Annotated in this window: 11 protein-coding genes and 1 tRNA gene; 4 read left to right on the plus strand and 8 right to left on the minus strand. The window is 46.5% G+C overall.

What is annotated here, in order from left to right; translation table 11 throughout:
• Window positions 1-22: 22 nt before the first annotated feature.
• The 6 genes from CLV93_RS04180 to CLV93_RS04205 all read right to left on the minus strand — a co-directional run bounded on the left by CLV93_RS04180 (window position 23) and on the right by CLV93_RS04205 (window position 6,635).
• On the minus strand, window positions 23-1,069 hold the full coding sequence (locus CLV93_RS04180; protein WP_106540923.1) for a hypothetical protein: 1,047 nt from the start codon (window positions 1,067-1,069) through the stop codon (window positions 23-25).
• On the minus strand, window positions 1,069-1,554 hold the full coding sequence (locus tag CLV93_RS04185) for an RNA polymerase sigma factor (protein WP_106540924.1): 486 nt from the start codon (window positions 1,552-1,554) through the stop codon (window positions 1,069-1,071). Before CLV93_RS04185 ends, CLV93_RS04180 begins: the two co-directional genes overlap by 1 nt.
• A gap of 156 nt (window positions 1,555-1,710) precedes the next feature.
• Entirely contained in the window at window positions 1,711-3,330 is a 1,620-nt protein-coding gene (locus CLV93_RS04190; RefSeq protein ID WP_106540925.1) for a S41 family peptidase, read from the minus strand.
• Entirely contained in the window at window positions 3,323-3,784 is a 462-nt protein-coding gene (locus tag CLV93_RS04195; RefSeq protein ID WP_106540926.1) for a dCMP deaminase family protein, read from the minus strand. The genes CLV93_RS04190 and CLV93_RS04195 overlap by 8 nt, the downstream gene beginning before the upstream one ends.
• Before the next feature lie 103 nt (window positions 3,785-3,887).
• On the minus strand, window positions 3,888-4,262 hold the full coding sequence (locus CLV93_RS04200) for a response regulator (protein WP_106540927.1): 375 nt from the start codon (window positions 4,260-4,262) through the stop codon (window positions 3,888-3,890).
• Window positions 4,263-4,403: 141 nt separating this feature from the next.
• Entirely contained in the window at window positions 4,404-6,635 is a 2,232-nt protein-coding gene (locus CLV93_RS04205) for a carbohydrate binding family 9 domain-containing protein (RefSeq protein WP_211297744.1), read from the minus strand.
• Between the two features lie 169 nt (window positions 6,636-6,804).
• Here CLV93_RS04205 and CLV93_RS04210 point away from each other — a divergent pair, with 169 nt between their 5' ends.
• Window positions 6,805-7,260, plus strand: coding sequence for a transposase (locus CLV93_RS04210; RefSeq protein ID WP_106540928.1), 456 nt, complete (start codon window positions 6,805-6,807; stop codon window positions 7,258-7,260).
• A gap of 52 nt (window positions 7,261-7,312) precedes the next feature.
• On the opposite strand, the gene CLV93_RS04215 is transcribed toward CLV93_RS04210, so the two are convergent.
• Both CLV93_RS04215 and CLV93_RS04220 read right to left on the minus strand, forming a co-directional pair.
• Window positions 7,313-7,396 (minus strand) — tRNA-Leu (locus CLV93_RS04215).
• An 82-nt stretch (window positions 7,397-7,478) separates the two neighbouring features.
• Window positions 7,479-8,858, minus strand: coding sequence for an MFS transporter (locus CLV93_RS04220; protein WP_106540929.1), 1,380 nt, complete (start codon window positions 8,856-8,858; stop codon window positions 7,479-7,481).
• A 259-nt stretch (window positions 8,859-9,117) separates the two neighbouring features.
• Between CLV93_RS04220 and CLV93_RS04225 the strand changes: the two genes are divergently transcribed.
• From CLV93_RS04225 to CLV93_RS04235, 3 genes are read left to right on the plus strand one after another with little or no spacing between them, the layout of a single operon-like run.
• Window positions 9,118-9,774: an RNA polymerase sigma-70 factor gene (locus tag CLV93_RS04225; protein ID WP_170108861.1), complete on the plus strand. Its 657-nt coding sequence runs from the start codon at window positions 9,118-9,120 to the stop codon at window positions 9,772-9,774.
• Window positions 9,771-10,778: a FecR family protein gene (locus CLV93_RS04230; RefSeq protein WP_106540931.1), complete on the plus strand. Its 1,008-nt coding sequence runs from the start codon at window positions 9,771-9,773 to the stop codon at window positions 10,776-10,778. The genes CLV93_RS04225 and CLV93_RS04230 overlap by 4 nt, the downstream gene beginning before the upstream one ends.
• A gap of 22 nt (window positions 10,779-10,800) precedes the next feature.
• The gene (locus tag CLV93_RS04235) at window positions 10,801-12,360 is read left to right on the plus strand and encodes a PDZ domain-containing protein (protein WP_106540932.1); all 1,560 of its coding nucleotides are present in this window, start codon (window positions 10,801-10,803) and stop codon (window positions 12,358-12,360) included.
• Window positions 12,361-12,362 lie beyond the last annotated feature (2 nt).

Consider the following 12,362-nt stretch of genomic DNA (forward strand, 5'->3'; position numbering starts at 1 on the left):
CGTTGCCGGATTTTGTTACAGCTTAGCGGTTTTTATTCACCGGAAGGGAGAAAGAAAGCAAACGACTGTGAAACGAGATAGCCTTTATTTCGCCGTCATTGTTACGCTTTCCTACCAGCCGATCTCCCGATGCTCTGGCAATCAACTGAAGTCCGCCCAGCGCAATGTTATCGGGTGAAAGCAGTTCCCGGTCGTCACTATGCAACGATCTTGCGAGCCTTCTGTCGAGCAGGTCTTCCACCGGAACTTCATCCGCCAGAGCTTTTTCAGTGTCCTGATAATCGAGCACCATCACCACTTTTTCAGGCTGCACATCAAACCGGATGACTTTTGCTTTCATGGGTTCCGGAATGTTCATTGCTATCCGAACGGGTTCGGGATGTTCCTCTTTTTGAGGTGTTACTTTGGCTTTCGCAGGAAGGATTTCTGCGACCTGCACCGGTTTTTCTCTGACGATCTTTTCTTTGGGTGAAGGACCCGCTTTATCAGAAGCTTTCACTTCTCCCTTATCAGGAGCTGATTCCACCGGAGTATCCGGAACAGAAGTTTCTGCGACTTGCGGAGTCATTTGCTGTTGAACAGGTGCATCTTTTTCGGGATAGAAAAGGAAAATGCCCAGCGCCAACACAGCTGCGGCAGCAACACTCCACCAGATGGGCAGTACACGGGTCTTTCTTTTCAGCTTTGCCTTAACAGGAAAAACAGTTGCGGAATCCGGTTGCAGTTTCAGTCGTCCAAACGCGTTGACCGTTTCTTCCGCTTCAGGGTGATTTTTCAGCCAGGTTTGGAAAGCGGCCGCTTCTTCTTCCGAAAGGTCATCTTCTGAAAGAGCAATGGCTGCATTCTCCAGTCCTTCCGGTGTATCGAACAGTGATTTATGCAACGATTTCTTTCCACCCATGGAAAGCTCTTCCGGCAGAAGTACCAACGACGAAATTCCTTCCTCGTCAGGAGCTAAACGGGGATGCTCCGCGAAGAAAGCTTCCAGCTCCTTCCGCGTTTCTGGTTCCAGGTTCCCTTCCAGATAATCCAGAACAAATTCCTCGTAATTTTCAGTCGTTATATTCATTACACCACCACATCAATGCTACCGATGTACTTCTTCAGAAAAACACGGGCCCGGTAAATATACACCTTGACCTGTGCTTCGGTTAAACCGGAAATGTCGGCAATTTCCCGGTAGGAATAGCCTTCATAATCTCGTAGCAAAACCACGCTTCGTTGTTTTTCCGGCAAACGGGATATTGCTTCATGAAGCACCTCCTGCAAATCGGAAAAACCGTTTCGTTCGTGGCGGATCACATGTTCCGACGGATCACCAATTACCTCGCGGTTGCTTTTCCGTATCCGGTCAATCATGGTATGATAAGCCGTGGTAAAAAGGTAGGTTTTCACCTTCGTTCCGTCGATATTTTCGCGATGCCGCCACATCTTTTCGTAACTGTCCTGTACAACGTCCCTTGCGCCGTCTTCATCGTGCATACTTTTCACGACAAAGCGGTACACTCTGTCAGCCCATTCATCTACTGCGCTGTTGTATTCATCAAGGGTCATCCGGTCAGGCTACAATTACTTTTTCGGGGTAAGACGATTGTTTCCTGTTAAAGTTACAGCTATGGTCTATTTTTTTCAATTTACTTATTCGTAGAAAACAAAAAAGGTTGCCCTGAAGAGAGCAACCTTTCTGTATCTGTCTGCTATTGCCATTCCTTAATCCGGCATTTTATCTGATTCAATTACGCTAATTGCCTTTTGCAAGGTGGTATCAATCTCTTTGATGATGGGATAGAAACCTTCTTCACCCAAAATATTCCGGGCTATGTAAGCGTTGAGTTGTGTCTTGATTATTTTCCCTGAAATTTTCAGGCCTTTGCTGTCACGCGGAACACCGTTTTTCGCGGCAAACCGAATGAATTTTGCAAATACATCCTGTTTATTCAGGTAAGCCTCCATCGCTTTCGCATCTTTCAGTTTAGAAAGAACTTCGCGATGCGCATCGGCATAATCGAAGGCATAACGGTAAACGAGGCCTTTCGATGTAATCTTTCCATAATAGTCGGAGAAACCGGTTGTATCAGCCGGGACAAACACATCGGGCATGATTCCGCCGCCGCCGTACACTACTCTGCCAAGGCGGGTATGATACTTCAATGAATCATTGAAGTGAATACTGTCTCTTTGCTCAAATTCACCGTGTTTAAACCGGCGTGCAATATCTTGGTAGTAGGCTTTGTTACCTTCGTCATACGGTTTCTGGATACATCTGCCGGAAGGCGTGTAATAGCGGGCTACCGTTAATCGCATGGCGGAACCGTCGCTGAACGGAATCTGCTCCTGTACCAGTCCTTTACCGAACGAACGGCGACCAACAATTAATCCGCGGTCGTTGTCCTGAATCGCTCCGGAGAAAATCTCGCTGGCTGAGGCCGAGAACTCGTCAATCAGCACCACTACTTTTTTGCCCAGCATACTTCCTTTGCCGTCAGCGCGGAACATTTTTTTCGGTTGGTGCAATCCTTTTGTGTACACAATCAGCTCTCCCTTATCGAGGAACTCACTCACCATCTTGATGACCGCTGCCAAATAACCACCCGGGTTACCTCGCAGGTCGATGATGACATTCTTAACGCTGTCCTGATTTAATTTGTCGAGCGCCTTCATGAACTCAGTGTACGTGTTTTCAGCAAAACGACCGACCTTCACATAGCCGGTATTTTTATCGATCATGTACGAAACATCGACGCTGTAGAGCGGAATATCGCCACGGGTAATATCGAAGTCAATCAAATTGGGAATACCCCGGCGGGCAATGGAGACCTTTACGTGTGTTCCTTTTTTGCCGCGCAGTTTCTGGATAACTTTATCGTTGGTAATTCCCACTCCGGCAATGGTCGTATCATTCACCATAACGATGCGGTCACCAGCCTGAATACCGAGCTTCTGGGACGGTCCACCAGAGATCACATCTACTACAGTAACCGTGTCGTTCTGAATAGAAAACTGAACGCCAATTCCACCGAAATTACCCGACATTTCCTCATTCACTTCCTTCATGTCCTTCTTGGGAATGTAGGTCGTATGCGGATCGAGTTGTTTAAGTATATCGGGGATAGCGTTGTTCACCAGTTGTTTTTCGTTCACTGAGTCGACGTAATAGTCGTTGACCAGATTCAAGATGAGATCGATCTTACTATTGCCCGGCGACTTAACGTGGTCGAAAGCAGATTGCTGCCGACGTTGCAGGACGATCCCGATAAAAATTCCAACTATGATGGCAAATGCCAGTAATACCGGGGTCCATGTAATTAACCTTCTGTTCTTCTTATCCATTTTCTTCTATCTGTCTGTTTGATTCCAAATCTATCTGTACAATTTCTATCGAAGCCCTTTTCAACAATTCAATGCCATCGTTCAGCCGGTACGAGTCGGAGAAAACCACCCGGCTAATGCCCGCCTGGATAATCAGTTTCGAGCATTCGAGACAAGGTGACGAGGTGACATACAACGTGGCACGTTCGCTGCTGTTGTTCGACTTGGCCACTTTGGTAATGGCATTCGCCTCAGCATGCAACACGTACGGTTTGGTTTTGTTCTCCTCGTCCTCGCAGTTGTTTTCAAAGCCTGATGGCGTACCGTTGTAACCATCCGAAATGATCATCTTGTCTTTCACCAGCAAAGCTCCTACCTGCCGGCGTTTACAATACGAATTTTCGGCCCAGATACGAGCCATACGCAGATAGCGATAATCCAGTAACGCTTGTTTGCGACTATTCGTTTTATCCATTCAATGCATTAATTTACTTAATAACTGCACTTAGGTTAGGTCGTAGAAAAAGCACATGAAAAAAAACCGCCTTGAACGAGGCGGTGTACATGGTATCAGTCGTTCAGAGGAAATTCTTTACTTTATCCAGAATATCTTTCGACTTGATGGGCTTGGCCCAGAAGTCGTCACAGCCACTCTCTTTCGCCATCTCAACATCTTCGGGCATCACAAACGCGGTTTGCGCAATGACCGGCAGATCGGGCCGGATTTCCTTAATTTTCCGGGTAGCATCAAACCCGTTCATGATAGGCATCTGCAAATCCATCAATACCAGATTTACTTCCGGATTTTTTTTAACCGTTTCAACCGCTTCCTGTCCATTCTTAACCCAAATCATTTCCGCATCAATCTTACGCAATACAGCCTTCAGATACAGATAGTTAGATTCGGCATCTTCAACAACAAGAATAACGGGTTTCTTCTCTGGGTTTTCCACGTATGTTCAGCTTTTGGGTCCTGTGAATTTCAAATATATACAAAAATATTTTAGTTAAGCAGCGTAACCTGAAAAATGCACTGAAAGTAAATCAATCCTTTTGCTGACAAATGACTAGCGATTCATCAATTATCCTGACATTTAATTGAACCAATAGGTCATCTTGAAAACCAGCGCCCTGTTCTTTGCCTCCATGTTCCCCGGGAAATAATTATCGGTGTACACCAGGTAGATATCCGATACCGGTTGATAACGCCACTGCAACCGGGCATTCACATTGATGTTGTCGATTTGTTCGTTGTACTGCACGTAAGTGGTGAAAAACAATTTGTCGGTAAAAGTAACGTCCAGTTTCGGGCCCACCAACCAGTAATCCACGTCACCCCAGGGCTGCGGCAACATCAGGTTGTTGTAACTGAACACCATAGAAATGTACCCAAGAGGCTGAAAGCGGTAATTCAACAAACCTTCAGCGTGCCAACGGTTCCCGTTGTAAAAGCCTCCGTAACCGGAAGAAAGCTCGTACTTGAACGTCTTGCGGTTGTCCGACTGATAAATCAACGTAGCGTCGAACCAGTTGTAATCGGTTCCAGATTGTAGAAAATGATTCCCCTGGTTGGTGGGATCAAACTCATTTCGCAGTTTGATGTACCAGAAATTGGTTTCCAACTCCAGGTGACTCCGGTTGTGAAACTGAAAAAAGTAATCGAAACTCACTTCCCGATCGGTCAAATCCATATCTCCCGGACGGAAGTAAGTATCCAGTTCGGTAAAAAAACCGTGATATTCAACTCCATTATTTTCAGGATAAAACCGTACGGTCGCTCTTGGATTCAGTCGTAAGTAGTCGACTCTGGGAACATAACCGGTTTCGGCATTGAAATTTTTCCCTACGTAATATTCAATCATCGACAACTCATATTGCTTCCGCGAATAACTAAGTTGTGCTCCCTGGGTAAACTGCTTCCCGGAATTCAGGCCCGGGGTAAACGAACGTAACCCGAAAAATTCACCCGTCCAGTAATTATTCGAGCTCGCCAGGTTGTACTCCAAACCCGCGACCCGGTTGTATTCATTCCCGGTAAAACCGGAAGGAACATTCATATTTTGCTTATTCACTAAGATGGCCCCAATGTTCGAGCGGGAAAAAACCTTCTTCTGGACCGAAGCCACAAAAAAGTTCCGCGCCAGTAAATTGTTGTGTTTTTCCGTCTGCATGTCCATCACCCCAATCCGCCAGTCATTTCCAATTTTACCACTCAACCGGGCTCCAGCCAGAACCGGCGCGTCGAGTCCGATGCGCCGCGAAAAAAACGGACGAATCTGGTCGGAACCGTAATTGGCAAACAGGTCACTGTTCTCAAGAAAAAACTGCCGCTTTTCGGGGTAATACAGCTCGAACCTATCGAGATTCGTCACCTGGTCGTCCACTTCGGCCTGGGAAAAATCGGGATTGTAAGTCAGATCAAGATTTAGAGACGACGATAGTCCGAGCTTGGCATCCATCCCGAAGTCCTTCCGGTAACGGGTATCGGTTCCCGCTTCAAAGTCGCGCGAAACACTTCCAAAAATGTAGGGAATCAAGGAAAATTGCAGACCGGATTTGGGTGGAGGCGTTTCCCATTCCAATACTCCCGCATAGGCCAGCGACGCTGTTGGAAATTGTCTGGGAACCGGCGCCCACGCCGACTTTTCATTCCTTTTCAAATCCAACCGGGAAAATTGCACATTCCAGTGGTCCACTCCACTCTGGTACCGTATAGACTTAAACGGAATTCGCATCTCGGTCACCCAGCGGTCTTTGTAATTCTTTGTCTTCGATTGCCACTTGCAGTCCCAAATCAGATTCACGTTGTGACCGTCACTCATTGTGCCGTCCCACTTGGCGCCGGCCGCATTGGCTCCGAACGAATAACCCGTGGTCTGGTCGTTGTAGGTATCGAGAAATAACAGGAAATTATCATTGTTACCAAAAACAAAATCGCGTCGCAATGACTCAACGGGCCGTTTCCCCGGAATGGTATCGTAAAAAACAAAGGCCAGGTAAAAAGCTTTGTCCCCGTAAGTCATCATCACTTCCGACTTCGCGGCGGAATAGCCGGTATCGTAAGGCAAGACCATGTAAAAGTCTGTAGCCTTTTGCGCCCGTTTCCAGTCTTCTTCATCCAGCACGCCGTCCAGTTTGATGGGCCCTGTCCGCTTTTTTACATGCAGAACATAGTCGCTGTTGATGGTATTAATGGTAACGGTGGAATCCTTCCGTGAAAACGAAAAAGTCGGATTGGTCGGGGGCATATTTCCGGAAGCACATACAATTCTGGGTACGAAAACCAGCCCAATGGCCAGCATCGACAAAGCTTTAGTAAGTTTCATAGTTAGTTAGTATGCAATGATTTGGACGCTGCAAGATAGAAAAATCAATCTTACAGTCAAAGCAACAATAACATTACATTTTTCACTCCGAAATTTAGTTAACGTAATGATTGACTGCGCATCAAATGATATTATTTATTATCTTGAGAATAAACGAACTTAAACTTTAATGGAAAATACGTTTATCAGTTGTTTGATGCATGTGGTATTTGGAACGATGGGACAGCGAAGTTACCTGCTGCCCGATATACGTTCCCAAATGGTGTCGTACCTTTCGGCCATTGCCAAATCGAGAGGAACGCGGTTGATTACATTGGGCGGAACCGAAAATCATGTGCATTTGCTACTGGCCATTCCTGCAAGACTTTCCATTGAGTCAGCTGTACTTCCACTTAAAGAAGCCTCGCAGACCTGGCTGCGACAACATTTCGATAATTGTAAAGGTTTTACCTGGCAAAAGGGATTCGCGGCCTACTCCATCAGCCGCTCACAACTGGAGAGTACCATGCGCTTTATTCAGAATCACCAGCAACATCACCTGCATAAATCCTTCCGCGAAGAGTACATCGAGTTTCTTCGTTATCACCATATTCCCTTTCGGGAAGAAAAACTGTTCGGCAACTAAAACGAATTTTGGGGCATAAAAAAACCTTCTCCCTTTCGGAAGAAGGCTTCAGTACCCGGAGTGGGAATCGAACCCACACTCTGTTGCCAGAACTGGATTTTGAATCCAGCGCGTCTACCAATTCCGCCATCCGGGCAGGTAGACAACCGGTTTTTTCCGGCGCGGCACAAATATAGATCAAAAATTCACTTCCGAAAAATATTTTTCACGGAAAAAACTCAGATTTCCTTTACTTGGCGGGCATCAATGGCTGCCGTGACTTTTCCGTAAATTACCAACGAGATCGCCGAGACAATCGCAATGCCCACAAACACAAACCAGATGTAGTGCGCATGATCGTATGCGTGAAGCTTTTCGGCATCTGTTAAAGTCAGCGGATCTGGACAATATTTTCCAAGCAGGTATCCCGACAAGCCAAACCCAACCAACGATGAGATGAACGAATGAAGGTGGCTGAATCCGAGATAAAGTCCCTCCTCACCTCTTGGCGCCTGCAACGAAAAGTATTCGAGGAAGCGGGGTGAAATGAACGATTCGGCAACTCCCTGAAAAACAATTCCCACCACCATCATGAAGGCTACCGGGTGCATGCCCAGAATCGGTTCCTGAGCAATCATGTTGCCGGACGCCATCGCTAATGCGGAAAACGGCATGATGAACATTCCCACCGTCATGGAAGTAACCGCCTTTTTTTTGCGCATCAGCTGTGTAACCAAACCGACCGTCAGTACCACGACCAATGGATTAACGTTGGCGTACCACGACGGGGAAGCTCCTTCGCCAGCCATACGCAACACGTATTTCGGCATGGTGGCATACAACTGGTGCTGCACCATCCAAAAGCCGGTGATGATCAGAATCAGAACAATCAACCGCACGTTGGAAACCACGCGGATAAGCGCCTGCCAAATTTCTTTCAACGATTTTCCCTGCCCTTCGTGATGTGACGATTTGAACAGGAAGAAAACAACGATAAATCCAAGCAAGGTTGCTCCGGCCGAAAAGTAATTCAGGGTAATCAGACCTTCGTTTCCCAGCGCTTCCCGCAAAGGTTTTACGATGGTTTTTCCCGAAAAGGCGCCAATATTCACCATGGCATAAAATATCGAAAAGCCACGGGCCCGGTTCTGTTCGGTAGTCTCTTTGGAGACGGTTCCGGAAATCACCGATTTGATGAAGGAACCGCCAATGATAATGAGTGCCATTACCGGCAAAATGCCCCACTTGGCAGTACTGCTCCTTAAGCCCGTAAATTCTGTTGTGTGTCCGTAATGAACCAGACCGGCTGATTGAAGCGTAGTTGGCAGAATCGCTAATCCCAAATAACCAATGGAAAGCAAACCGAACGCCAGTAACAAACCACTCCGAAAACCTATTTTATCGGCAATTGCACCGCTGAAAGTGGGCAAAAAGTAGAGCAAGGCAGAAAAGGTTCCGGAAATGAATCCGGCCTGAACATCTGAAAAGCCTAATATTCTTGAAAGGTAAAGGGTAATAACAATGAAAACTCCGTAATAGGCCGCCCGCTCCAGTAGTTCAACGGTATTGGCCACCCAAAACGCGCGCGAAAAGCGCCAGGTACTTTCTCTCTCCGTCATGTCAAATGTCAAATTAGTCGTTTGGTATATTTTCCGAAAAATCTCAAAGATAAAAATTTGCAGGAAAGTTTCTGTACCCCGAATTCTTCATAAAACGGGTATTATTCCCTTTCCAATAATTTCATCATTGCTCATTTATTGTGCCTCTTTTTCATTAAATTAAAGCATCAATTAAAAATTATGCCTCTTAACATAAGGGTGTTTTGATGATGAACTGTCATAATACTATTACATTGATGGGGCGATGCAAAAATCTCAGATGATACCAAACGAGGACAACAGACGACTTCAGGCTATCCGCGAAGGCGACAAGCAGGCTTTTGAAGCGCTCTTTCATGAGTGTTATCGCCCGATGGTCGCTTATGCTTTCCGGTTTCTGGGCGAAATGGAGCCGTCGGAAAGTGTCGTGCAGGATGTCTTTCTCAAATTCTGGCAAAAGCGGAAGGAATTGATGATTACCTCTTCCCTTCGCAGTTATTTGTTTCGGGCAGTCCGGAATCTCAGCCTCAACTATCTCGAGCACCGGAAAATTATGTCGGGCTATGCCAGCATGGTTATGGAACGGGAATCGGACCGCCACGATTACAGTGATTTTTATGTGGAGGTAGGTTTGAGAGAAAAAATCGATGCGGCGGTTTCGGCTTTGCCGGAAAAACGACAGGAAATTTTTCGACTGGCACGTGAAGAAGGTTTGAAGTACCGGGAAATTGCCGAGCAATTAAATATTTCGGTGAAAACCGTCGAAACACAAATGACGCTGGCCTTAAAACAATTACGAACGCTGTTGAAAGATTATCGCCACCTTGTGCTCTTCTTCCTGGGAACAGGGATAAATAAAACTAAAGAAAAATTACCATATCGTTCCATTTCCGTTAAGGGTAAAAAGCTGATTAACTGTCTTCCATACAGATTATGAAAAGCCAGAAGAACATATCGAAACTGACGCCGGAAGAATGGGCTGCTTTCCTGAACGGCGAAAGAGGTGCGGAGACGTTTTCGGGAGAGGAAACCTCTGAGATGAGAGAGATGAGAGAAGCCTGGGAGCTGAGTGGTACGATTTTCAGCCATTCGGCTGCTGATCCGGAAAAGGCCTGGGATAAACTAAATAAGCAACTGGATAAAACTCCTCAACCGGCAGAACAACCAACCCGTCGTTTATTCCGACGCGTGATGCAATATGCCGCTACCATACTGGTACTTGTCGCACTTGGCGTTACCGGTTATTGGCTCACCCGCCCTGAAAAGCCTATCACATCGCAGTGGGTTGTTCAGCAAAGCGTGGTACAGCCAACCGCTGTCAAACAAGTGACCTTGCCCGATGGAACTGTTGTGAGCCTGAATGCCAATTCCCGTATTGAGTATCCTCAAGGTTTCACCGGCAAGAAAAGAACTGTAAAACTGGTTGGTGAAGCATTTTTCGACGTTCACCACGATGCACTGCACCCGTTTATCATCGAAACCGAAGGAGCGCAAATTGAAGTGCTGGGAACTTCTTTCAATGTGTCGGCTTATCCCGGCAAGGAGAAAGTGGAAGTGAATGTACGTACCGGTACCGTCCGGCTGGTTTCGACCCGCAAGAAAGGTAAGCAAGCCGAAGAGATCCTTCCGGCCGGACAGCGCGGATGGGTGAATTTAAGCGATGGTTCTACGTCCAGCCAATTGGGTGTGGCTCCCAATTACCTTTCGTGGGTGAACAAAGACATCCGGTTTAAGAATACGCCCCTTTCAGAGGTGTTCAGTGTTCTCGAAAATACCTACCACGTCAAAGTGGAAGGCGCCGATACGCACATCGATACGCTGCGATATACCGCAGACTTTGAAAAACAGAATCTCGATTTTATCGTCGATGTGATTGGTCGTACTCTGAATCTGAAAGTATCGAAAACAGACGATGGTATCGTGTTTGCCATGAAGAAATAACTACAGGAAAGGAGGCCGTTACATGAAACGGCAAAAAGGAAAACGTATCATTATTGCATTCAGCCTGATGGTGATTTTCCTTTTTACACTTCCCTGTCCGCATACAAAAGCACAGGAAGCTATCCTGCAACAAAAAATATCGCTCCGCGCAAAGGAGCAACCGCTCATTGACATTATTCATCACGTAAGTGATACCCTCGGGTTGCAATTAACCTATAATGCCAATGCAGATGCGAATCAGCTGGTCAGTTTCAGGTGTGAGAACCAGGCGGCGGGAGATGTGCTAAAGGAATTACTGAATCGTTACCGGCTTGACTTCATGGTATCGAACAGGCATCTCATTGTCCACGATTTGTTCAATAACGACCTGAACAGTCAGTTCCAAACAGAATCCACCGAAAAATCAGACCACCGATCGTTTGTCTTCAACCGCCCTGAACGGAAATTCGTTGCCATCCCGTTCGTCGACGCCAGTAATCTTATCATCGTCCCGGTGCGGATCAATAGTTCGCAAAGCCTGAATTTTATTCTCGATACAGGCGTGAAAGTACCGACCATTACCGAATTTCCCGACTCCATTCAACTCAAGCTAAAATTTTTGCAACCGCTGGAACTTACCGGACTGGGCGAACTGAAAAAAGTAAGTGCTTACGCTTCGTTCAATAATAAAATCGAATTCCCGGGACTAACCGGTTATAACCAAACCATCCATGTGTTAGATAACCCCGACTTCAGGATATCACCGTTAATCGGCATCCCAGTCCACGGAGTAATCGGATTTAACCTGTTTAAAGATTATGTCGTAAAAATCGATTATGGCCGAAAGATAATTTACCTTTATCAACCGGAGCGATTCAACATGAAACGGGCTTTGCGGAAATCGGAAACGGTCACTCTCGAGCTCACTGCTTCAAAACCGCTGATGAAAGCCACTGTAACCATGGAAAATGATGAAATCGTTCCGGTAAAACTGATGGTCGACTTGGGATTCAGTGATGCCGTTTGGTTATCTCCGGTTTCTGATAACCGGCTTCAGCCGCCGGGAAACAGTATCGAAACGTTCCTGGGACGAGGAATGGCAGGTAACCTTTACGGGAAGAAAGGCCGGATACAGGCTATCCGGATTGGCAACATAGAATTTGCCGAACCGATAGCTTCGTTCCCAGATACCAGCCACATTGGAGGAACGCTCGGAAAACAGCGAAACGGGAGTGTTGGAGGCGAGATTTTGCGACGTTTTACGGTTGTAATCGATTATCAAAATCAGCGGATGCTGTTGCAGCCGGGACGCCATGTTCACAAACCGTTCTATGATAATATGAGCGGAATCGATATTGTGAATCCGATGCCGGGCTTGCCGTATTACAAAATCATCAATGTCCGGGAGGGCTCTCCCGGCGATTTGGCAGGATTGTTGCCCGACGATGTGATAGTATACATCAACCATACAGCGGCCAAAGACATTTCGTTGAGCGAAATCAACCAACTCCTGATGAGTCGGGAGAACCGAAATATAAAAATGCTGGTGAAAAGAGACGGACAGTTGATAAGAGCCGATTTTCGCCTGCAAAAAGTTTTCTAAAC

Source organism: Prolixibacter denitrificans (assembly GCF_003014495.1).
GTDB lineage: Bacteria > Bacteroidota > Bacteroidia > Bacteroidales > Prolixibacteraceae > Prolixibacter > Prolixibacter denitrificans.